At 64.6% G+C, this 19,639-nt stretch carries 24 protein-coding genes; 3 read left to right on the top strand and 21 right to left on the bottom strand.

Translation table 11 applies throughout. The features are described from left to right. Positions 1 to 56: 56 nt before the first annotated feature. A complete protein-coding gene (locus tag J2X06_RS07625) occupies positions 57 to 1,502 on the top strand; it encodes a PQQ-dependent sugar dehydrogenase (RefSeq protein ID WP_430539518.1) in 1,446 nt (481 codons plus the stop codon). Here J2X06_RS07625 and J2X06_RS07620 read toward each other — a convergent pair. Genes J2X06_RS07620 through J2X06_RS07610 form a run of 3 tightly spaced genes read right to left on the bottom strand, consistent with a single transcriptional unit; the run spans position 1,445 to position 2,659 of the window. Beyond that, on the bottom strand, positions 1,445 to 1,786 hold the full coding sequence (locus tag J2X06_RS07620; RefSeq protein ID WP_310060404.1) for a cupin domain-containing protein: 342 nt from the start codon (positions 1,784 to 1,786) through the stop codon (positions 1,445 to 1,447). The genes J2X06_RS07625 and J2X06_RS07620 overlap by 58 nt on opposite strands. After that, the gene (locus J2X06_RS07615; RefSeq protein WP_310060400.1) at positions 1,783 to 2,001 is read right to left on the bottom strand and encodes a hypothetical protein; all 219 of its coding nucleotides are present in this window, start codon (positions 1,999 to 2,001) and stop codon (positions 1,783 to 1,785) included. The genes J2X06_RS07620 and J2X06_RS07615 overlap by 4 nt, the downstream gene beginning before the upstream one ends. After that, positions 1,976 to 2,659, bottom strand: a complete 684-nt coding sequence (locus J2X06_RS07610; protein WP_310060398.1) for a GIY-YIG nuclease family protein — start codon at positions 2,657 to 2,659, stop codon at positions 1,976 to 1,978. Before J2X06_RS07610 ends, J2X06_RS07615 begins: the two co-directional genes overlap by 26 nt. Before the next feature lie 195 nt (positions 2,660 to 2,854). On the opposite strand from J2X06_RS07610, the gene J2X06_RS07605 reads away from it, so the two are divergent. Further along, the gene (locus J2X06_RS07605) at positions 2,855 to 4,024 is read left to right on the top strand and encodes a c-type cytochrome (RefSeq protein WP_310060395.1); all 1,170 of its coding nucleotides are present in this window, start codon (positions 2,855 to 2,857) and stop codon (positions 4,022 to 4,024) included. 83 nt (positions 4,025 to 4,107) lie between these two features. Here the strand turns inward: J2X06_RS07605 and J2X06_RS07600 are convergent, their stop codons facing one another. The 6 genes from J2X06_RS07600 to J2X06_RS07575 all read right to left on the bottom strand — a co-directional run bounded on the left by J2X06_RS07600 (position 4,108) and on the right by J2X06_RS07575 (position 7,301). After that, on the bottom strand, positions 4,108 to 4,821 hold the full coding sequence (locus tag J2X06_RS07600) for a MarC family protein (RefSeq protein ID WP_310060392.1): 714 nt from the start codon (positions 4,819 to 4,821) through the stop codon (positions 4,108 to 4,110). 20 nt (positions 4,822 to 4,841) lie between these two features. Beyond that, complete coding sequence (locus J2X06_RS07595; protein WP_310060391.1) at positions 4,842 to 5,327, bottom strand: YidH family protein; 486 nt, start codon at positions 5,325 to 5,327, stop codon at positions 4,842 to 4,844. Then, positions 5,324 to 5,695: a DUF1622 domain-containing protein gene (locus J2X06_RS07590; protein ID WP_310060389.1), complete on the bottom strand. Its 372-nt coding sequence runs from the start codon at positions 5,693 to 5,695 to the stop codon at positions 5,324 to 5,326. The genes J2X06_RS07595 and J2X06_RS07590 overlap by 4 nt, the downstream gene beginning before the upstream one ends. A gap of 61 nt (positions 5,696 to 5,756) precedes the next feature. Beyond that, on the bottom strand, positions 5,757 to 6,566 hold the full coding sequence (locus J2X06_RS07585; RefSeq protein ID WP_310060387.1) for a transporter: 810 nt from the start codon (positions 6,564 to 6,566) through the stop codon (positions 5,757 to 5,759). A 136-nt stretch (positions 6,567 to 6,702) separates the two neighbouring features. After that, on the bottom strand, positions 6,703 to 6,909 hold the full coding sequence (locus J2X06_RS07580; protein WP_310060385.1) for a twin transmembrane helix small protein: 207 nt from the start codon (positions 6,907 to 6,909) through the stop codon (positions 6,703 to 6,705). A gap of 50 nt (positions 6,910 to 6,959) precedes the next feature. After that, on the bottom strand, positions 6,960 to 7,301 hold the full coding sequence (locus tag J2X06_RS07575; RefSeq protein ID WP_310060381.1) for a hypothetical protein: 342 nt from the start codon (positions 7,299 to 7,301) through the stop codon (positions 6,960 to 6,962). 145 nt (positions 7,302 to 7,446) lie between these two features. On the opposite strand from J2X06_RS07575, the gene J2X06_RS07570 reads away from it, so the two are divergent. Continuing rightward, entirely contained in the window at positions 7,447 to 8,865 is a 1,419-nt protein-coding gene (locus J2X06_RS07570; protein WP_310060378.1) for a PLP-dependent aminotransferase family protein, read from the top strand. 129 nt (positions 8,866 to 8,994) lie between these two features. Here J2X06_RS07570 and J2X06_RS07565 read toward each other — a convergent pair whose 3' ends face one another. The 12 genes from J2X06_RS07565 to J2X06_RS07510 form a co-directional block, all read right to left on the bottom strand. Next, entirely contained in the window at positions 8,995 to 10,476 is a 1,482-nt protein-coding gene (locus J2X06_RS07565; protein ID WP_310060375.1) for an arylsulfatase, read from the bottom strand. A 256-nt stretch (positions 10,477 to 10,732) separates the two neighbouring features. Beyond that, a complete protein-coding gene (locus J2X06_RS07560) occupies positions 10,733 to 11,944 on the bottom strand; it encodes a class I SAM-dependent methyltransferase (protein WP_310060373.1) in 1,212 nt (403 codons plus the stop codon). 131 nt (positions 11,945 to 12,075) lie between these two features. Next, positions 12,076 to 13,422 carry a sensor histidine kinase gene (locus J2X06_RS07555; protein WP_310060370.1) on the bottom strand — a complete coding sequence of 449 codons (1,347 nt, stop codon included), beginning with the start codon at positions 13,420 to 13,422 and terminating at the stop codon, positions 12,076 to 12,078. Continuing rightward, the gene (locus J2X06_RS07550) at positions 13,419 to 14,159 is read right to left on the bottom strand and encodes a response regulator (RefSeq protein ID WP_310060368.1); all 741 of its coding nucleotides are present in this window, start codon (positions 14,157 to 14,159) and stop codon (positions 13,419 to 13,421) included. Before J2X06_RS07550 ends, J2X06_RS07555 begins: the two co-directional genes overlap by 4 nt. A gap of 86 nt (positions 14,160 to 14,245) precedes the next feature. Beyond that, positions 14,246 to 14,764 carry a thioredoxin family protein gene (locus tag J2X06_RS07545; RefSeq protein WP_310060363.1) on the bottom strand — a complete coding sequence of 173 codons (519 nt, stop codon included), beginning with the start codon at positions 14,762 to 14,764 and terminating at the stop codon, positions 14,246 to 14,248. Between the two features lie 41 nt (positions 14,765 to 14,805). Continuing rightward, the gene (locus J2X06_RS07540; RefSeq protein ID WP_310060360.1) at positions 14,806 to 15,228 is read right to left on the bottom strand and encodes an organic hydroperoxide resistance protein; all 423 of its coding nucleotides are present in this window, start codon (positions 15,226 to 15,228) and stop codon (positions 14,806 to 14,808) included. Further along, positions 15,229 to 15,897 (bottom strand): ferric reductase-like transmembrane domain-containing protein, encoded by a 669-nt coding sequence (locus J2X06_RS07535; protein ID WP_310060356.1) that lies wholly within the window; start codon positions 15,895 to 15,897, stop codon positions 15,229 to 15,231. Continuing rightward, the gene (locus J2X06_RS07530) at positions 15,887 to 16,657 is read right to left on the bottom strand and encodes an HvfC family RiPP maturation protein (protein WP_310060353.1); all 771 of its coding nucleotides are present in this window, start codon (positions 16,655 to 16,657) and stop codon (positions 15,887 to 15,889) included. Before J2X06_RS07530 ends, J2X06_RS07535 begins: the two co-directional genes overlap by 11 nt. Beyond that, the gene (locus tag J2X06_RS07525; RefSeq protein WP_310060349.1) at positions 16,647 to 17,507 is read right to left on the bottom strand and encodes an HvfB family MNIO-type RiPP peptide maturase; all 861 of its coding nucleotides are present in this window, start codon (positions 17,505 to 17,507) and stop codon (positions 16,647 to 16,649) included. The genes J2X06_RS07530 and J2X06_RS07525 overlap by 11 nt, the downstream gene beginning before the upstream one ends. A 66-nt stretch (positions 17,508 to 17,573) precedes the next feature. Then, entirely contained in the window at positions 17,574 to 18,059 is a 486-nt protein-coding gene (locus J2X06_RS07520; protein ID WP_310060347.1) for an HvfA family oxazolone/thioamide-modified RiPP metallophore, read from the bottom strand. 85 nt (positions 18,060 to 18,144) lie between these two features. After that, on the bottom strand, positions 18,145 to 18,609 hold the full coding sequence (locus tag J2X06_RS07515; RefSeq protein WP_310060345.1) for an HvfA family oxazolone/thioamide-modified RiPP metallophore: 465 nt from the start codon (positions 18,607 to 18,609) through the stop codon (positions 18,145 to 18,147). A 101-nt stretch (positions 18,610 to 18,710) separates the two neighbouring features. Continuing rightward, positions 18,711 to 19,379: an HvfX family Cu-binding RiPP maturation protein gene (locus tag J2X06_RS07510; protein WP_310060341.1), complete on the bottom strand. Its 669-nt coding sequence runs from the start codon at positions 19,377 to 19,379 to the stop codon at positions 18,711 to 18,713. Positions 19,380 to 19,639: the final 260 nt, after the last annotated feature.

The raw sequence follows: 19,639 nt of genomic DNA, 5'->3' as shown, positions 1-19,639 counted from the left end.
ATGGACATCGCCTACACCGGCGATGTCGTAGCGTCCGCGGCACGGGATTCGTGCCCATGACGACCAACCACATTGCCCTCTCGATCAGCGAGAAGTTCGCATGCCCGCTTGCATGCCTGCTCGCATGCGTGGTGTTGCCGCTGGCGTTGGGTGGATGCGGCGAACAGGCCACCTTGCCGGTCAGCGACGGCTTTGGCGTCAAGCCCAAGCTGCCGGAACCGCACCCGACCCTGTTCCCGACGGTCAATGTCGCCCCCGCCGTTGGCTGGCCCGCGGGCGAACATCCCGTCGCCGCCGCCGGGCTCGCCGTAGGCGCCTTCGCAGGGGGGCTGGACCATCCACGGTGGATCTACGTGCTGCCCAATGGCGACGTGCTCGTCGCCGAATCGAATGCGCCACCTCGGCAGAAGGGAAATACCAGCATCCGCCGGATGGTGATGAAAAGGATGATGAAGCGGGCCGGCGCAGGCACGCCCAGCGCCAACCGCATCACCTTGCTGCGTGATGCCGACGGCGATGGCCGGGCGGAAGTGCGCAGCGTGTTCCTGCGCGATCTCCATTCGCCGTTCGGAATGACCCTGGTCGACGACACCTTGTATGTTGCCAACGCCGACGCGCTGGTGCGCTTTCCCTACGCATCGGGGGAGCTGCAGATCACCGCGCCCCCGCAGGTCGTCACCGCGTTGCCAGCGGGACGCAACCACCATTGGACCAAGAACGTCATCGCCAGCCGCGATGGCAGCAAGCTGTACGTGACGGTCGGCTCCAACAGCAACGTCGCCGAGAACGGCATGGACGAAGAAAAGGATCGCGCCGCGATCCTCGAGGTCGATCCTGCCAGCGGCACTTACCGCGTCTTCGCGTCGGGGCTGCGCAATCCCAACGGGATGAGCTGGAATCCGCAGACCGGTGCGCTGTGGACCGTCGTCAACGAGCGCGACGAAATCGGCAGCGACCTGGTGCCGGACTATCTGGCCGAGGTGCGGGACGGCGCATTCTACGGCTGGCCGTACAGCTATTTCGGCCCGCACGTAGACGATCGGGCGAAACCTCCGCGCCCGGATCTGGTGGCACGCGCACGCGTGCCGGATTACGCGCTCGGTCCGCATACCGCGTCGCTGGGCCTGTCGTTCTACGAAGGCGCGATGCTTTCACCCCACTATCGACACGGTGCCTTCATCGGCCAGCATGGCTCGTGGAACCGCAAGCCGCACAGCGGATACAAGGTCATCTTCGTCCCGTTTTCCAACGGCCGACCGGACGGGCCGCCGCAAGACGTGCTGACCGGCTTCCTCGACGACAAGGGCAACGCACGCGGTCGTCCGGTCGGCGTCGTAGCCGACGCGAAAGGCGCCTTGCTGGTGGCCGACGATGTCGGCAACGTGATCTGGCGGATCACGCCGGCGAAGATCACGTCGGCGAACACGCGCGCGACTTCCAACGCTCAGGAACGTCCGGGTGAAAGCAGCTCGCCGTCGGCGTCGAACGCGGGCGGATGGTAGAAGTTGAGCGTCTTGAGCAAGGTCCGACCGGTGTTGCGTATTTCATGGCGCTCGCCGCGCTCGATCACCAGCAGCGAACCGGCCTTGAGCGCTTTGCGCCGATCTTCGACGATCGCCAGCCCTGTGCCCGCCACCACATATAGCCACTGATCCGCTCCGCGGTGTCGGTTGTCAGGCCCGCCCTCGCTGTCGCCCGGAGCGATCACCATCTCGGCAGCCTGGGCGCGGCGAGCATCGAAGGCCACGCGAAAGCCCTTGCCGAACCGCAGCGCCTTGCACTTCATGGCGAGTCTTCGGACTGACCGGTGCCCTCCTCCATGGAAGCCTGCAGCGCCGTCGCCAGCGCGGCATCACCGGACACCAGGTCGCGCCAGGCCAGGCTGATGCCCTTGCGACGCCCGCTCTCGGTCAGCCGCAGACCCATTGGGTCGATCAGCACCGTGTAGCGGACACCTTCGATTTCGATCTGCCTTCTAAGGGGTTTGTCCAGAGGCGTCATCGTCTTCTCCCGGTAGTGATTGAAGGTGGGCGGAACGGTATGCGCCGCGATACCACGCCATCAGCGCATCGGGCAGCAGCGGGGCCAGCGCGATTCCCAACGCCGGGTACGCATCCAGCACGGCGAGCACATCCGTGCGCAACGGACGATACGCCGAAATATCCAGATGTGCGGGTTCGCCCTCGACGGCGGCCAGCACCGCCTCACCCCAACTGAAGAGGTCACCACGACGGTTGGACAGTTGAGACCTGAGCCAGGGACGCAATGGGCGGTGCACGATGAAGCCTTCGCGTTCGATTCTGGATGCCGCGTCCTGCAGCCCGGCATGGGCTCCCCTGTACCACTCCGTCGCACCGCCCGCCTGTTCGCGGATCAGCAATGGCTGCGGCGCGCTATGCAATGCCATGGCGTGCGCCAGTTCCAGTTCGAGCCGCCGCGCCTCACGCACGGTGTCGGTCTCGACGAGGCATCCGCGATCGATGTCGAAGAAATCGAAGTAACGAGGATGAAGGGCCTCCATCCTGGCCAGCGGATTGCGCGAAAAGCCGAGCTTCACCAGATCTTCATCACGGCACGGCAGCACGTAGAGGAAGCACCGGCCCTCGCTGGCGCTTCGGATGCTGTCCGGGTCGGATGAGCGCAGGAAGGACATGTTCATCGTTTTTTCAAGCTCGCCATTTGCCATGTACATAGACGCACAGGCGTGACAGCACCATCAATCCGCACACGCCATTAATGGCAACATCATTGAAATTTCATACGCGGGTATCGCTGCCTTCATGGTTCCAGGAGTAAGGTTTCGCCGTCTTGGACACACGCATCGTCATGCAGGAGCATCGCCATGGCCTGGTGCATGCACCCTCTCATTCACATCGCCGTCATCGGCATCGCAACAAGTGCAATAGCAGGCTGCGACGCGGAAGGAACCGCGCAGGCGCGCAGCCAGAACAGCCGGGGACTTTCGCCGGCGATGATCGCCGAAGGCCAGCGCATCTTCCGCTTCGACACGTTCGGCGACGAGCAACGGTGGACCGACCAGTTACGCATGCACGAAGTGGTCGAGACCATCGATCCCATCACGGCGCTGTCGCTGGGCCTCAAGGTCGATGCCGACGCGCTGCCGCCCGGCATCCTCGACACCGTGGAACTGGACGATCCCGCCACGACGGTGGCGTTGCTGAAATTGAACGCCGTGGTCGGACTGAAGGCAACGGTCGATTCGGAAAACCACGTCACCCGCCTGGGCATCACCTGCGCGCTGTGCCATTCCACGGTCGACGACTCCGTGATGCCTGGCATCGGCAAACGCCTGGACGGTTGGCCTAATCGGGACCTCGACGTCGGCGCGATCATCGCGTCGTCACCGGCCGTACCTGACGAGGCAAAGACCGTCTACAACGGCTGGGGGCCCGGAAAGTACGACCCGCGCTTCAACATCGACGGCCTCAACACCCCGCTGGTGCTGCCACCGGCTTACGGCCTGCGCTTCATCCGCAACGAGACCTACACCGCCGAAGGTCCAATCTCGTACTGGAACGCCTATGTCGCCGTGACCCAGATGGGCGGTCAGGGCAACTTCTCAGATCCGCGGCTTGGCATCAGCGTGATGCACGATCCGGACCTGGTCACATCCAAGCTGCCAGCGCTTCGCGCCTACCAGATCAGTCTGAAGGCTCCGCCGCCTCCTCCGGGCAGCTTCGATGCTGCTGCTGCGCAACGCGGCAGCAAGCTGTTCAATCGGAACTGCCGCAGTTGCCACGTCGGCGTGACCCGCACCGACAACAACCAGGGCAAGCTGCACGCACCTGAGGAAACCGGCATGGACGGCGCGTATGCCGCGCGCACCGTCAACAAGGCCTATCGCACCACGCCGCTGCGCGGGCTGTGGCAGCACCCGCCGTACTTCCATGATGGCAGCGCGGCCACCCTCGAGGACGTCGTGGCGCATTACGACGAGACCCTGGAGCTGGGCCTTACCGCCGAACAGCAGGACGATCTGGCCGAGTACCTGAAATCGTTCTAGGCAATGGTTCCGCGCAATACGCTGATCCGACAGCACCCGCTGGGCCGATACTCCCGACCCGGCGGCTGCTGGTCTCGCCCCGGTCAGCTGCCGCCAGCCATATAGCCCAGGGATTGCAGCGCCCCGTGCATGATCTGCAACGCCAGTGCCACCTGCAGGATGCCGAGAATCGCGCCGAGCACCTGCAACGTCACCATCCCGAGTCCGTGCATGATCGGCCGCACGAACAGCATAGTCAGCAGGTTCAGCACCATCACGACCACCGCAATGGCCAGGATCACGAGCGAGCGGGAAAAGCTGCCGCTCAATGCCATCAGCGAGATGAGCACGGCGATGCCGTAGGGCGTGACTGTCACCGGGAAGACCAGATGCATCATCTGCGCCCCACTTACGGCCGCAGGCGCGGCCGCAGGTGTGGCCGCGGGCGCGGCCGGATGTGGGGCTGGCCCGTATTGCGCCAGCACCAGCTGCAGCGCGACCAGCAGGAACACCAGTCCGGCTGACAGCTCCATGATCGCTGGGGAGATCTGCCATTTTTGCAGCAACTGGCTGCCCAGCAGGCCCGCCAGCAGAACGGCGCCGACACCGAACGCAAACACCTTCCACGCCAGCGCGCGTAGCGCGGGCAGCGCCAGTGCTCCGGTGGCGCCGTAGAAAGGACCGATCGCCTTGATCGGCCCTAGCATGATGAAGAACATCAGGAAGATGTTCTGGTAGGTCAACTTGTAGTGGGCCGGCGTAGCATCCGCCGACGTCACCGCGGTCTGCATCAGCATCAGGATCTCGTGCGCGGACATGGCGATTCCTCCGGCCAGGGTCAGAACAACAACAGCCAAAGCGCGGTCAATCCGCCCAGAAGGAACAGACCCACGCTGGTGATCATCACGCCACGCTGGCGCGACACGTACAGTCCCTTATCGATGTCCGCGCTCACCCGCCAATAGCGGTAGATCGACCAGATCAGCAACGCCAGGCCCAGCACCACCATGCCCAGGCCGGCATTGCCCGTGCCGCGCAACAATTCGATGTGCTCAGGCGGTGCCAGCTTCTGCTGGACCAGGTAGAGGCTGAAGCGATTGATGGTGATGCCGAAGCCGATCAGCGACACCGTCGTACGCAGGTAGGCAAGGTGCGTTCGCTCGTTGGCAAGGTGCGAACGCAGTTTCGACACATCGGTGCGATACCCGGCCAGTCGCGTGCGGTACATCGACAGCACGGTCGACGAGGTCGCGGCATCGGGCTTGCTCCCGATCTCCTTGGCGAGCGGTTCGGGCAACGGCGGCGGGGTCGGATCGATGCTCATGACAACTCCGGGTCGGACGATGCGGGCGCCGCGTCGGAGCGCGCGGCGGCATCCAGGTCGCGTTCGAGGAAATAGTTGAGGAACGTGCGGATCACCGCGATCGCGCCGAGCTTGCCGATGTCGTCCCAACTGGGGGAGATGGCGGTGTCGACGATGTCGGCGGCGAGCATGAATTCCAGTCCGAGCAACAGCCAGCGCGCCAGGCTCAACCATGCATCGCGGCGCACGCCATGGGTGAGGAGGCGAAAGCGGAATGCCGGCAGCAATCGCAGCACCGCATCGATGGCGCCGACAGCGATGAAGATCACCGACAGCGATTCCAGCATCAGGGCGACGTAGCTTGCGGCAGTGCGGAATGCCTCTTCCATCGCCTTGCCCTCTTCTTGTGCCGCCTTGGCGCGGGCCGCCGGCGACGAATTCGCGAACGCGCTATTTCTTCGGATAGAGCAGCGTCAGGACGAACCGCAGGCCCCATTCGGCGCCGGTGTCGGGTGCATCGAAGTAGTAGCGGACGCCGCCGGTGTAGCTCACCATCTGATGGCCGACCTTGCTCACCTTGGCGTAGGTGAGATTGATCGGCACCGTCCACTGCTCGGCCTTCCAGTCGTAGGTCGACTCGAAATTGACGCTCAACGTGCGGCCCTTGCCGATACCCTTGGCAAGGAACGGCTGCAGGAAGGTGTTGCTGATGTCGGCGCGATCGTCATCTCCGGCCACCGACCAGATATGGTTGGCCAGCGCGCCGTAGGTCCAGCCGGCCTTGGTCTGTCGCAACACGACTGCGGTCGGGCCGAGGCCCCACTGGTCGGTGCCAAGCAGGTCGTCGCTGGCAGTGGGAATCAGGAATACCGGACCGACGCCCCAGACCCAGCCGCCCGCAGTGGGCTGCTTGGGCGAGAAGAACAGGCTCTGGGTGATGTCGCCGATGCCCGTCTGGCTGCCGGCGCCGGGAAAGATGTCGCGTTGCGAGATGATCGGCAGGATCGTGCGCGAGATCAGGTTCCAGTCGTCGCCGATCGATATCGGGATCACCGGCTGCACGTTGAGCAGGTAACGATCGCCGTCCTCTTCCGGACCGATGCGGTCATCCCAGTTGAGCTGCAGCGGCACGCTGATCAGGTTCGCGACCGGATTGGAAAGCTGCTTGGCGAGCTCGTCGGCATCCTGTGCGCGACAAGGCAACGCCGCGCTCGCGCCCACCAGCAATACGGCCACGACGTGACCTCGCCTGCAACTCATGTGCCACTCCTTGGTCCCGATACGCGCGGCCTCCGCGGGCAACGCAGTCCCGCAACGGTGCCGAGCGAGGAGTGAAATGCTTGTGACTATTTCGTGGCGACGACGTGCTTCCGCATCGGGTGTCGGCACCGATGGGCTAGGCCCCTACGCCATGCCCTTCGATCACGCCGGTCGCCATGCCGGCCGCCACCAGCAGGATCAGCACCACCGACAGCCCGATCCGCCAGGTCAGCGCGTTGACGGTGCGCTTGCTGCTGCCGTGGTCCACAAGCATGTAGTACAGGCCCGCGCCGAGGTTGTAGACGATGACGCCGAGGAAGGCGACGATGAACAGGGTTTTCATTCGATGACTCCGATCGGGCCGCGGCGACGCCGCAGCGGCCGCTTCAAGGTTTAACGCGCCTTGCCATCGATTGGCATGGCCGCGGACGTTGCCCGCAACACGCGGAAACGGACGATGACGGCGACGGTCATCACCGCAAGGAAAAGGCCATAGGACACCGACGTGGCCAGGATCTGCGGCCACAGGTGGCCGTAACCCGGATCGGCGTTATGCATGCTCCATTGCATGCCCCAGCCGGCCGCGGCTACCGACAGCGCCAGCGATAGGGAATCGAACAGCTTGCGGGCCGTGTTGCGGGGCGCCCGTGGGAAACACCAGAACAGCACCCCGAGGATCGCGAACCAGGGGATGAACAGGATCAGGGCCAGGTTGAATTCGACTTGCGGGGACATGGAACGGGGCCGTGGCTTTTGAACGGGAGCGGCAAGCGGACGCTCGCCGGGGTATCACAGCCTAGGGCACCCGTATCAGATTGGTAAGATGCAGTTGTCGCTCGAAAAACCATATCAGTTTGGGCGCCCGGCCCCCGGATCACCGATGAAACGCTACGAAGCCCTCGCAGACGAAGTCGCGGCCTCGATCCGCGCCGGCGTGCTGCGCCCCGGCGACCGCCTGCCCTCGGTTCGCCAGACCAGCCAAGGCCGCCAGGTCAGCCCGTCGACGGTGTTCCAGGCCTATTACCTGCTGGAAGCACGCGGACTGATTCGCGCGCGGCCCAAGTCCGGCTACTACGTCACCCAGGGCCCATTGGCCCTGCCGCCCGAGGTGGAAAACCCCTCGCACCCCTCGGGCGAAGCGGCCACGCTGGATGTCAGCGAACGCGTGTTCGAGATCCTGCAGTCGACGATGCAGCGCGACGTCGTGCCGCTGGGCTCTGCATTTCCCAGTCCGCTGCTGTTCCCACTGCGCCGGCTGGCCAAGTCGATGGCGAGCAGCGTCCAGGTGCTGGACCCACGCGCCTTCCTGGACGACCTCACACCGGGCAACGCCGCCCTGCGCCGCCAGATCGCGCTGCGATACCGCGCCGACGGCATCCAGGTCTCGCCCGACGAGATCGTCGTGACCAACGGTGCGATGGAGGCGCTCAGCCTGTCCCTGCTGACGGTGTCGCGCCCGGGCGACGCGGTGATCATCGAGTCGCCCTGCTTCTATGCCGCACTGCAATCGATCGAGCGCAACGGATTGCGCGCGATAGAAGTACCCACCCATCCGCGCGACGGCATCGAACTGGCTGCACTGGAGCGCGCGATCCTGGCGCATCACCCGGCGGCATGCTGGCTGATGACCAGCTTCCAGAACCCGCTCGGCAGCCGCATGCCGGACGCCAAAAAGCGCGAGCTGGTCGCCCTGCTGGCGCAGCACGGGATTCCACTGATCGAGGACGATGTCTACGCCGAGCTCTATTTCGGCGATGAGCGACCCGCCCCCGCGAAGGCTTACGACCAGAACGGACTGGTGATGCATTGCGGGTCGTTTTCCAAGAGCCTCGCACCCGGCTATCGCGTCGGCTGGGTAGCGCCGGGACGCTACTTCCGCGAACTGGCACGACACAAGTTGACCACCAGCATCACCACCTCGGCACCCGCACAGGCCGCTCTGGCCGCCTACCTGGAGCACGGCGGCTACGAGCGTCACCTGCGGCAATTGCGCAGGACACTGAAGGAACAGCAGGAAGCCTTCGTCGAGGCGGTGGCGCGACACTTCCCGGCGGGCACGCGAGCGACACGACCGACTGGCGGCTATTTCGTCTGGATCGAACTCGATGAGCGCGTCGACGCGTTGTCGCTGCATAGCGAGGCGCTGAAGCATGGGATCAGCATCGCGCCAGGGCCGATCTTCTCCGCCAGCCGTGGATTCCGGCATTGCATCCGACTCAACTACGGCCATGCGTTCGACGCGAAAGTCGAAACGGCGGTGGCCAGGCTCGGGCAACTGGTTGCCGCGAGCCTGGCTTGATGCACTCCACAACCACAGCCCCGATATGCACAGCCCCGATTTGCGGGCACGATCGACCACACCGCTATTGCGCCCCGACAGTGCGTCGGGGCGCTATTCCGGGACCCACTTCCACAGATCCGGTCGCGATCAGCCTTTTGGTTGCTGCACCTGCGCCAGTACCGCATCCAGGTTGAACGAAGCCGGCTTCTGCCGCGGCGGGAACTTCTCAAAGCCATCGATCTGCTGCGCAACCACCGCCTGCATCACGTACATCTGCGGTATGTGATCCACCAGCCAGTCCCAATACGTGTTCGAGTTGAAGTCGGCGCGCTCGAACGGGTCGCGACGCAGGTTCACGATGTGCGGCACACGCAGCTTCACGAATGGCTCCGCCCATACCTGCATCGTGTTGGCACGCTGCACCGCAAGGTTGAACTTGTAGTCGCCGACCCGCACCGCCATGACGTCGCCGTCATCGCTGAAATACATGATCTCGTTTCGAGGGCTCTCCTTTGCCTCCCCGGTCAGGTAGGGGATCTGGTTGTAGCCATCGAGATGGACCTTGTAGGTCATGCTGCCCACTTTGTAGCCCTTGAGCAGCTTCGCGGTGATGTCCGGATCGCCGGCGGCCGCCAGGAACGTGGGCAGCATGTCGATGTGCGATACGATGCCGTTGAGGACGGATCCGGGTTTGATCTTGCCCGGCCAGCGCATGAAACACGGCACGCGCCAGCCGCCTTCCCAGTTGGAGTCCTTCTGGCCACGGAAAGGCGTGTTGGAGGCGTCCGGCCAGGTGTCGTTCTCCGGGCCGTTGTCGGTGGAGTACATGACGATGGTGTTGTCGGCGATGCCCAACTCATCGAGCTTGTCGAGCATCATGCCGATCTGTTCGTCATGCACGACCATCCGGTCGCTGTACGGATCCTGCCCGCTCTTGCCTAGGTTCTTCTCGGCGACGTGCGTACGGAAGTGCATCGCCGTCGAGTTGTACCAGAGGAAGAAGGGTTGATCGGCCTTGGCCTGCTCCTCCATCCACGCCAGCGCGCGCTCGGTGATCTCCTCGTCGACGGTTTCCATCCGCTTCTTGGTCAGCGGACCGGTGTCCTTGATTGTCTGCCCGCCCTTGCCGTCGGCCTTGCAGTCGAGCACGCCGCGCGGGCCGAACTGTTTCTTGAACGCCGGGTCCTTGGGGTAGTCGGGCAGTTCCGGCTCTTCCTCGGCGTTGAGGTGATAGAGGTTTCCGAAGAACACGTCGAAGCCATGCACGGTCGGCAGGTACTCATCGCGGTCGCCGAGGTGGTTCTTGCCGAATTGCCCCGTGGCATAGCCGAGCGGCTTCAGCATTTCGGCGATCGTCGGGTCTTCCTTCTGCAAGCCGACCGTGGCGCCCGGCAAGCCGACCTTGGTCAGGCCGGTGCGGATCGGATTCTGGCCGCAGATGAAGCAGGCGCGGCCGGCGGTGCAGCTTTGCTGGGCGTAGTAGTCGGTGAACGTCACCCCTTCTTCGGCGACGCGGTCGATGTTGGGGGTTCGATAGCCCATCATGCCGCGGCTGAAGTGGCTGATGTTCCAGATGCCGACGTCGTCGCCCCAGAGGATGAGGAAGTTGGGTTTCTTGTTCGCTGCCATGGAGGGCTCCTTTTCGATTTGTTGGATTGCCTGCTGCTGGCCTTGTCGGAAGCGGTCAACTCAAGACGCGGCCGATCTCTATCCACAACCGCAGGCGCCCGCCCCCGATGGGTGCGCGATGGTGAAGTGTTCAGTTCGTGTGTGGCGACGGCGAGTTGACCAAAAATGATCGCCGCGGCGTTAAGAAAAAGCGCACGTGTCGTTCATATGTCGAATCGCGATCCGCACGGCGGCTTCGACTGCATGTTCCATGCCACTACCCGGCAACCGCACACTGCGACGCATCCAACATGACCTGGTCGTACCACCATAGCCGCTGAAAAAATGAGCGCGCAGCTTGATGAATTCCCTGTTCACCGACGATCTCTTCGATGGTGCTGCGCCCGTCGACGGCATCAACAAGACGCGCTTCCTCCGCGTCGATCGGCAGGACGATGTCGGTGTACGTGTGGGTCCGGTTGATCAAAACCGCCACAGCGCCAGCGGGCGGATTGTCCCGAACGCAGATCGTATCTGGCACTCGAATGGGCACGTAACCAGGCCAGGCATCACCGTCAAAGCTGACCGGATGCGGACTGCGCGGGTTGTCGTTGCGATACACGATGACGCTGTGGCGGATCATCGTGCCCCTGAACAATTCGACGGCGGCGAACTGCTCGACCTGGGACAACCGCTCAAACCGCGCAGCCTGCGGAATCCGCGCGACGGCACCGCAATGAGGCGAGTACGGGGCTTGCCTCACCCATCGACCGAATGTCAGTCCGGCGCGGCTGATGAAATCGAACAACTGCGGCACCGAATAAGCCCGGTCCTGCGGGTGCAGGAGCGCATCGGCGAGTGCGGCCTCCTCGCGGAAGTCCGGCGCCAGGCGCAGCAGGCTTTCCAGTGGATGCCCCCGCGGCAGCGCCATCAGCGCGACGATCAGGTTGCGGATCTCGTCATCAGTGGCCCGGATGTCTAGTTTCCTGCAGAACTCCTGCAGCATGTAGATGCCGGCGCGCCCGTAAGGCGCGTACACCATGATCTGCATTGCACCGTCAGGATTGAGGACGCGACTCAGCGCCGCGAGGCCGGCATCCGGGTCCGGCAGGTGATGGAGCACTCCTGTGCAGATGATCTGATCGAAGCTTTGACCCAGCTCGCCCACACGCTCAATGGGGCATTGGTGGACTTCGAGGTTTTGCAGTTCGTATTTTTGCTTGAGCTGCTCGGTACAGCGCACGCTGGTCGCGCTGAAGTCGATGCCGACGACACGAGCCCGCGGCCAGCGCATGGCGTGTTTTGCGGCTTGTGATGTCCCGCAACCGGCCACCAGGATCGATTGATCTTCCCGGAACGGCCTGGCAGGCCAGAACAGGTGGTACTCCGCGCGGCGCCTTTGCTCGTCCTGCCAAAGCTGCCGATACGTCTCGAGACTCTCGATCGGACGGGGATAGGGATACCGCTCGTAGAAGTCCGCGACTTCCATGTTCGCACCTGCCCGATTTTGACCCTGTTGTGGCACCGTCGATCATCGATGGCGAGGCATGGCCGAGAGACCACGGACCCGGGATGATCGTCATCCCGCCGTGATACGGGCGTCATGGCGAACGCGAGGCCTCAAGACGACGTGGTGTCAACGCCGCCGGCGCGGATGTGCACGATGGCTTCCAGTCCGCCGCCTTCGCGATTGCGCAGCGTCAACGTGCCACCGATGGAGTCGGCCAGTTGTTGCGCGATGGCCAGTCCCAGGCCGGTGCCGCCGGTGTCGCGGTTGCGCGAGGCCTCCAGTCGGTAAAACGGCTCCATCACATTGCCAAGCTCGGTTTCGGGGATGCCCGGGCCGCGATCGCGCACGCTGATCAGTACGCCTCCCGCGTTGTCGGCGCGCAATTCCAGTTCGGCCGCACCGGCGTACTTGATGGCGTTGTCGATCAGGTTGGCGACCACGCGGCGAAGCGCATGCGGCCGCGTGGCCAATGAGCCGTCGATGCGGCCGTTGAACGCCACCTGCTTGCCGATGTCCAGGTAGTCGTAGACCAGGCTTTCGAGGAACGCGTTGGGGTCGATCCGGACCGCGGGTTCCGACGCACCGTGCGCACTGCGCGCGTAGGCGATTCCCTCGCGCACTAGGTGCTGCATCTGCCCAAGGTCGTCGATCATCTTGTCGCGCTCCGGTGACTCGTCCATCGTCTCGGCACGCAGCTTCATGCGTGTGATCGGCGTCTGCAGGTCGTGCGAGATCGCCGCGAGGATCTGCAGGCGCTCCTTCATGTATTCGGCGATGCGGTCCTGCATCGCGTTGAAAGCCGCCACCGCATTGGCGACTTCGGTGGGGCCACCTTCGCGCAAGCGCTCCCCGTCGCCGGAAGGACTCAACGCTTCCGCGGCGCTGGCCAGACGCTGCAGCGGGCGCGTCGCCAGGCGCACCGCCGCCCAGGTGCAGAGCAACAGCAGAATTACCTGAGCCACCAGCACGTACGGCAGCCATTTCGCCAGCGGCATCAGCGATGGCTGCACCTCGATGACCATCGGGCTGCCGTCGCTCAGCTTCAGGTGCACCTGGAACCGCTCCGGCTCGGCCGACACGGCATTGGCCGTGATCGGATACCGCGAACCCAGTGTCGTGGCGATCATGTCGACCATGTCGCGCGAAGTGTCGCCGGCCACCGGTCCGCCTTCCTCGCCGGGGCCGAGCATGTAATGAAAGGTACGTCGCTTGAGCATCGGCAGCCAACGCGAGCGTTCCGCGGGAGGCAGCTGGTCGAGCAGGTTCACCGCCACCACCACGTCCTGCTCCAGGTTGCTCATCAACATGGAGGTCGCCGATTCGTAGCGCTCGTAGAACAGCAGCCCGAACGACAGACCGTGCGCGACCAGCAGACCAGTGAACAGGATCAGGTACAGGCGCGAGGCGATTGTCCTGGGCAGCCAGCGCGAACCGCCTCGGGTGCGCATCGTAGTCATTCGCCCTCGCCTACCAGCGTGACAGGCATGCTGAACACATAGCCCTCGCTGCGTACGGTCTTGATGTAGCTCTGCTCGCGGGCGTCGTCCTGCAGGCGCTGCCGCAGGCGGCTCACCAGCAGGTCGATGGATCGCTCGAAATGCTCGGCATCGCGTCCCTGGGTGAGGTTGAGCAGCTGGTCGCGATTGAGCACGCGGTTGGGGTGGTCGAGGAACACGCGCAGCAACCGGTACTCGGCACCGCTGAGGGCAACTACCGTGTCATCGGGGTCGAGCAGGTGGCGCGTGGTGGTGTCCAATCGCCAGCGTCCGAAGGCCAGCACGCGACTGGCCTCGGTGACCTGCAGGTTGGGCGGCAGCATGCGCGTGCGGCGGATCACCGCCTTGATGCGCGCCAGCAGTTCGCGCGCCGCAAAGGGCTTGGTCACGTAGTCGTCGGCGCCCATCTCCAACCCGATGATGCGGTCGGTCTGGTCGTCGCGTGCGGTCAGCATCACCACCGGAATGGAGCGGTGCTTGCCTGCGCGCAGATTGCGGGCAAGCGTCAGGCCATCCTCGCCCGGCATCATCAGGTCAAGCACGATCAGGTCCACGGGATGTGTGTCGAGCAATGCGCGCATTTCCCGGCCATCGGCGACGGCGGTGGCGCGCAGGCCGTTCTTCTGCAGGTAGTCGGCGACCATCTGCCGGATCTCGCGGTCGTCGTCGACGATCAGGATGTGATCTACGTGTTCCATGCGATCCTTCGGTAGATGGAGGAACCGGCGGAGTGCTTCCGCCGGACGATTATGCCTCTCGCCGAAACAGCCAGGGCGCACACGGATCAGCGAGACGACAACAGTTCCCGGATCCGGGCTTCAGTGACGTCGTAGTCGCCCTCACCGTAATGACGGTAGACAATCTTGCCGTCGCGATCGACCAGGTACATCGCCGGCCAGAATCGGTTGCCGTACGCATCCCAGGTGCGATAGCCGTTGTCCTGCGCCACCGGGTACTGGATGCCGAAGCGCCCGATGGCCGCCTTCACATTGGCCGCAATACGCTCCTCGTCGTATTCCGGGGTATGCACGCCCACCACGACCAGTCCCTGGTCGTGGTAGCGCTGGTGCCACTGCTTCACGTGGGGCATCACGTGGATGCAGTTGATGCACTCGTAGGTCCAGAACTCGACCAGCACCACTTTGCCCTTCAGGCCGGCCATGGTCAGCGGCGGGCTGTTGAACCAGCGCTCGATGCCTGTGAACTCCGGCGCGGGCGCCGGTGCAGACGCCTGCCCGGCGTTCGCGCCCGGCGAGCAGCCGGCGATGCACAGGCATAGCGCGGCGATGATCGACTTCCACATGACCAGACTCCTACGGAGAGTAGTTCGTATAGCGGACGGGTTCAGACTACCGCCAGTTCCACTTCCACGTTCCCGCGCGTCATGCGCGAGTACGGACAGGTCTGGTGGGCCGTTTCGACCAACTCGCGCTTGAGACCTTCGTCCAGGCCCGGCAGGTTGACGTTCAACGTTACCGCCAACTGGTATTCGCCAGTGGCCGTCTTGCCGAGCGCAACATCGGCATCGACCGAGGCGTCATCCGGAAGTCGGATCTTGCGCTCCAGGGCCGCCTTGTTGAGTGCGCCGATGAAGCAGGCCGAGTAGCCGATGCCGAACAACTGCTCCGGATTGGTGCCCGGCTTGCCCGAGCCCGGCGAGCTCAGCGTGACGTCGAGCGCGCCATCGCTGGACTTGCCTGTGCCAGTGCGGCCGCCGGTGACGTGGGTATGCGCGGTGTACACGACGGTTTCGAGGGAACTTGCCATTTACAGTGACTCCAGTACGTGGGGGTTGAGGGTGTTGCGGGTGGAACTACGGGTTTGCGCTTGCCTGCGCCTGGTGGCCTGCGCCCACTTGCCGACCAGGCGGACGGCGACGGCGGCGCAGAGGATCGAGAACGGAATGGCGTACAGCGCGCTCATCGTGGGAATGCGCTTGAAAAACGAGTAGCCGAAAATGACGGCGATCACCCAAATGCCGATGGTGTGCAGTCGCTTCCACGCCGCTGCGGTCATGCGCTGCGAGAAGTACCGGAACGAGGTCGCCGCCAGCAGCAGGATGAAGACGTAGCCGATCGTGCCGGGCGTGTTGGTCAGGGCACTGCGCCCGGGCCAGAACTGCGGGTTCAGCGCGCCATAGCCGACAATGGCCGCGAAATGCACCAGGTGCGAGAACGCGAACGACAGGCCAACGTAGCGGCGTTCGCGCACCAGTCCACGTGTGAACGCGTTTGGCACCAGCGTGGCCAGAGACGAGGCGACGAACGCCGCCAGGAACAGCGTGAATGACGTGCGCGCGGTGGCACGGATCACCGAGCGCAGGCCTTCGACGGGATCGGGGCCAAGCAACAGGATCAGCGCCGACATGGCCAGTACCAGCGCACCGATCAGCCAGAACAGCTTCCATCCGCTGATGGTCCGGCCGTTAGCGCTCATTGCCATGCTCCCGTGACATCAGGGTGCCCAGGACGACGCCCTGGCTGCGCAGTTGCTGTAACAGCAGCAAGCCGCTTGATTCGAACTCGGCGATATCGCTGCCGGTTTCCGCCGCCAGCGCGGCCAGGTGCTCGCGACCGGTCCAGGCGTTGGTCTGCAGCGAAACCAGCAACCGGTACGCCATCGGCGCGATGCGGGCGAAGCGCACCTGGTGCTCGGCATCGCGATGCACGAGCAACGTCGTCGGTTCGGACGGCGGCGCGTCTGGCACGAACGACGGACCCAACTCCGCCACCGGCCAGAGATAAGCCAGCGGAAGCGCGAGCGGCGACAGCAGCGGCACGCCATCGAGCAGGTCGCCTTCCGGATCATGCTCGGGAGGCTGCGCATCGCTGACGAACAAGGCCTGCTCCACCCACTCGTAGTGGGCGAGTTCGGGCAGCCAGGGCGGCATGCCGGCTTCGTCGGCGCGACCATCGAGGAACGCGACGAACTCGCCGGCGATTTCGGCGAACAGCGGTGTCTGGCTGCGGTGATCGGCATAGAACGCCCGCACCAGCGTCCTCCACTTCGTCTTGCCCAGGATTTCGTGGATCACGGGAAAGCCGTTGGCCAGCAAGCCTTCGATGTTGTTGAAGAACAGCTCCCGGTACACGCGGATGCGCCGCTCCTCGATGCCGGGCGGCGGCGGTTGGCCGACCGGATCGCGCAGGTGCCGGGCCAACGTGAACTGCTGCTCCCGCAAAGTGTCAGGCAGCACGGGTCTGCTCCAGCAACCGCGCGCGATCGGCATAGGCCATCTGCATCATGCGGATGTGCCCGGTCTCGGCCAGCAACTCGTGCAGCGGGGGGAAATTGAAGTCGCGTTCCAGCAGCGTCGGGCGCACGCCAAAACGGCGGTAGGCGCTGGCCAGCAGCGTCCAGACGTCGGACTTCACCGGCGCACCGTGGGTGTCGACCTTGAGGTCGATGTCCTCGTCGTAATGTCCGGCGATGTGGTACGAGGCAATGCGATCGACCGGCAGGCGTGCCAGGAACGCTTCGGCGTCGTAACCGTGATTGATGGAATTGACGTACAGGTTGTTGACGTCCAGCAGCAGGTCGGTATCGGCCTCGGCCAGGACGGCGTTGATGAAATCGATCTCGGCCAGCGCCTGGTACGGCGCGGCGTAGTAGGACACGTTCTCCACTGCGATGCGCCGACCCAGCACGTCCTGCACCTGGCGGATGCGTGCGGCCACGTGGCGGATCGCCTCGTCGGTAAAGGGGATGGGCATCAGGTCGTACAGCTGCCCGTCGTCGGACGTGTAGCTCAGGTGTTCGCTGTACAGCACCACATCGAAGCGCTCGTTGAACTCGCGGGTTCGCTTGAGCAGGTCCATGTCCAGCGGCTCGGTGCCACCCAGCGACAGCGACAGGCCGTGGGCGCTGATCGGGAAGCGCGCGGACAACTGCGCGAGCTGTTCGCCGAACTTTCCACCGACCCCGATCCAGTTGTCCGGCGCGACTTCCAGGAAGTCGACCGCGCCGTCGTCCATCGCCAGCAGCGACGGAAGCAGGCCGCGACGCAGGCCCAGGCCAGCGGAAGTGGGGGTATCGATGGTGCGCATGATTTGGTCCTCGGAAGAGGCGCCCCCACGGCGAACCGGGGGGCGCAGCAGGCAAGCGGCGAGCGCTTACTCCTTGACGTCGTGGAACAGGCCGCTCGGCAGTTCCTTGCCGTTCTCGTTGTAGGCCGCCTTGACGCTGTCGTACGACTCCTTCTCGGAGATGTAGCCATCGCGGTTCACGTCCTTCTTCGCGAATACGGCGTCGCCCTTCGGCACGATGGCGAGGAACTCGGCGCGCGAGACGCGTGCGTCGTCATCGGTGTCGGCCGCGGCGAAGCGCGCGTCGCCGCACTGACCTTCTCCGCACTTGCCTTCGGCGGTCTTCGAAGCTGCGGCCTTCGCCGCCTTGCCTTCGGTGGCACCGCACTTGCCTTCACCGCACTTGCCTTCACCGCACTTGCCTTCGCCGGCGGCGTGGCTGGCGGCCACCATGTAGCCCTGGGCGAGCGGCTGCACGGCAAATGCGGAACCGCTGAGGACGAGACCGGCCAGGGCGACGCCGAGCATGCCGGCGGTACGACGGGTGTTGTTGGGGGTGTTGTTATGGGACATTGCTTTTCTCCATGGAGCACGACGAAGCCGTGCGGAATTGGCGCGGTGCTCAGTGGACGAAGCGGCCGGCGCGTTGACAGGTGTCTTACTTGATCTTGGCGAACAGGCCGGCGGGCATCGGCTTGCCATTGGCCGCGTACGTGGCCTTCAGGAAGTCGTAGGCCTCCTTCTCTGAGATGAAGCCGTCGCTGTCGACATCGAGCTTCGGGAAGTCGGCGCCACGCGTCGGCGCCACGGCCAGGAACTCGGCGCGCGAGACGAGGCCGTCGTCGCTGGTGTCGGTCTTGGCAAACGAAGCGTCACCGCACTTGCCTTCGCCGCACTTGCCTTCGGCGGTCTTCGCACTGGCGGCCTTTGCCGCCTTGCCTTCGGTGGCACCGCACTTGCCTTCACCGCACTTGCCTTCGCCGGCGGCGTGGCTCGCGGCCACCATGTAGCCCTGGGCGAGCGGCTGCACGGCGAACGCCGAACCGCTGAGGACGAGACCGGCCAGGGCGACGCCGAGCATGCCGGCGGTACGACGGGTGTTGTTGGGGGTGTTACGGGACATGGGTATAACTCCAGGATGTCGCACGGCATCGCCGCGCGGGGGACGCCACGGCTGCGGCGCGATTCGAAAAGGACGGCTGTAGGGACAGGTAAAGAGCGCGCTCAGGCCGCGGCGGGCAGGCCAACCTGGGTCGTGCGACGCGGCCAGGTCATCAGGGCGATGCCGGCGATCGCCAGCGCACCGCCGGCCCACGGCAGCAGCAGCGACACGGTCACGCCGATGGCGAGAAGCACCAGGCCCCAGGCCGTGTTGTCTGCGGTGCTGGCGACGGTCGAATTGCGGCGAATGCGGATCAGGTGGTCGAGGCTGAAGCGGCCACCGCCACCCAGCATCAGCGGCAGCAACATCACCAGGTAGATCAGCGGCAGCTTGTAGTTGCCGAAGCCGTCGTTGGTGATGGCGTAGCCCTGCCACAACTCGGCCAGGCTCGACCACTCGGACGGCCAGTGCACGGCATAGATCGCCACGACGGTAAGTACCCACAAGGTCGCGGCGACGTAACGGGTACCCAGGCCCAGTAGCAACGCCAGGCCGCCGGCGAGTTCCATCCAGGTGGCCAGCGTCCAGTTCACGTTGGGACCGAGCAGGGAGAACGGCAGCGGGAATTTGTCGCCCAGGTCGGCGAACCAGTTCTCGCCCTGCAGCTTCTCGCGACCGGCTTCGAAGAACTCCCAGGCGAGCAGGACGCGCAGTCCGAGCGGGGCGAGCCACTGGCCCACGCCATCGACGCGAGACATCAGGGGTTGGGTCCGGGTTTTGTTGTTGAACATTTCGATCTCCTCGGGGCTGCCGGGCGCTGTTTTTCGATGGCGCCATTTCGAGGCCGCGAGGTATCGCGCAGGTGTCGCGCAACCCATGGATTTGTCTGGAAAGTTGGCTGCCGCTGAGGCGGATACACTCGGATACAAACCTGCCCGTCGCGGTGGGTTCCTGCATCCCGGGCCACGTGCGAAAGCTTGGTGCCGCCCTGAACGGCCACGAGGCGACGGGCTCGCTGGAACAGCAGAAGGGTTCATGCGCGCCTCGCTCG

The sequence above is a fragment of the Lysobacter niastensis genome (assembly GCF_031457115.1).
In the GTDB taxonomy this organism is placed as follows: domain Bacteria; phylum Pseudomonadota; class Gammaproteobacteria; order Xanthomonadales; family Xanthomonadaceae; genus Lysobacter_J; species Lysobacter_J niastensis_A.
This window is presented reverse-complemented; position numbering and strand designations above follow the sequence as displayed.

Excerpts from the sequence above, each read along its gene's own strand:
- J2X06_RS07625 (WP_430539518.1), top strand. The coding sequence starts at position 57 with ATGACGACCAACCACATTGCCCTCTCGATCAGCGAGAAGTTCGCATGC.
- J2X06_RS07620 (WP_310060404.1), bottom strand. The coding sequence starts at position 1,786 with ATGAAGTGCAAGGCGCTGCGGTTCGGCAAGGGCTTTCGCGTGGCCTTC.
- J2X06_RS07615 (WP_310060400.1), bottom strand. The coding sequence starts at position 2,001 with ATGACGCCTCTGGACAAACCCCTTAGAAGGCAGATCGAAATCGAAGGT.
- J2X06_RS07610 (WP_310060398.1), bottom strand. The coding sequence starts at position 2,659 with ATGAACATGTCCTTCCTGCGCTCATCCGACCCGGACAGCATCCGAAGC.
- J2X06_RS07605 (WP_310060395.1), top strand. The coding sequence starts at position 2,855 with ATGCACCCTCTCATTCACATCGCCGTCATCGGCATCGCAACAAGTGCA.
- J2X06_RS07600 (WP_310060392.1), bottom strand. The coding sequence starts at position 4,821 with ATGTCCGCGCACGAGATCCTGATGCTGATGCAGACCGCGGTGACGTCG.
- J2X06_RS07595 (WP_310060391.1), bottom strand. The coding sequence starts at position 5,327 with ATGAGCATCGATCCGACCCCGCCGCCGTTGCCCGAACCGCTCGCCAAG.
- J2X06_RS07590 (WP_310060389.1), bottom strand. The coding sequence starts at position 5,695 with ATGGAAGAGGCATTCCGCACTGCCGCAAGCTACGTCGCCCTGATGCTG.
- J2X06_RS07585 (WP_310060387.1), bottom strand. The coding sequence starts at position 6,566 with ATGAGTTGCAGGCGAGGTCACGTCGTGGCCGTATTGCTGGTGGGCGCG.
- J2X06_RS07580 (WP_310060385.1), bottom strand. The coding sequence starts at position 6,909 with ATGAAAACCCTGTTCATCGTCGCCTTCCTCGGCGTCATCGTCTACAAC.
- J2X06_RS07575 (WP_310060381.1), bottom strand. The coding sequence starts at position 7,301 with ATGTCCCCGCAAGTCGAATTCAACCTGGCCCTGATCCTGTTCATCCCC.
- J2X06_RS07570 (WP_310060378.1), top strand. The coding sequence starts at position 7,447 with ATGAAACGCTACGAAGCCCTCGCAGACGAAGTCGCGGCCTCGATCCGC.
- J2X06_RS07565 (WP_310060375.1), bottom strand. The coding sequence starts at position 10,476 with ATGGCAGCGAACAAGAAACCCAACTTCCTCATCCTCTGGGGCGACGAC.
- J2X06_RS07560 (WP_310060373.1), bottom strand. The coding sequence starts at position 11,944 with ATGGAAGTCGCGGACTTCTACGAGCGGTATCCCTATCCCCGTCCGATC.
- J2X06_RS07555 (WP_310060370.1), bottom strand. The coding sequence starts at position 13,422 with ATGACTACGATGCGCACCCGAGGCGGTTCGCGCTGGCTGCCCAGGACA.
- J2X06_RS07550 (WP_310060368.1), bottom strand. The coding sequence starts at position 14,159 with ATGGAACACGTAGATCACATCCTGATCGTCGACGACGACCGCGAGATC.
- J2X06_RS07545 (WP_310060363.1), bottom strand. The coding sequence starts at position 14,764 with ATGTGGAAGTCGATCATCGCCGCGCTATGCCTGTGCATCGCCGGCTGC.
- J2X06_RS07540 (WP_310060360.1), bottom strand. The coding sequence starts at position 15,228 with ATGGCAAGTTCCCTCGAAACCGTCGTGTACACCGCGCATACCCACGTC.
- J2X06_RS07535 (WP_310060356.1), bottom strand. The coding sequence starts at position 15,897 with ATGAGCGCTAACGGCCGGACCATCAGCGGATGGAAGCTGTTCTGGCTG.
- J2X06_RS07525 (WP_310060349.1), bottom strand. The coding sequence starts at position 17,507 with ATGCGCACCATCGATACCCCCACTTCCGCTGGCCTGGGCCTGCGTCGC.
- J2X06_RS07520 (WP_310060347.1), bottom strand. The coding sequence starts at position 18,059 with ATGTCCCATAACAACACCCCCAACAACACCCGTCGTACCGCCGGCATG.
- J2X06_RS07515 (WP_310060345.1), bottom strand. The coding sequence starts at position 18,609 with ATGTCCCGTAACACCCCCAACAACACCCGTCGTACCGCCGGCATGCTC.
- J2X06_RS07510 (WP_310060341.1), bottom strand. The coding sequence starts at position 19,379 with ATGTTCAACAACAAAACCCGGACCCAACCCCTGATGTCTCGCGTCGAT.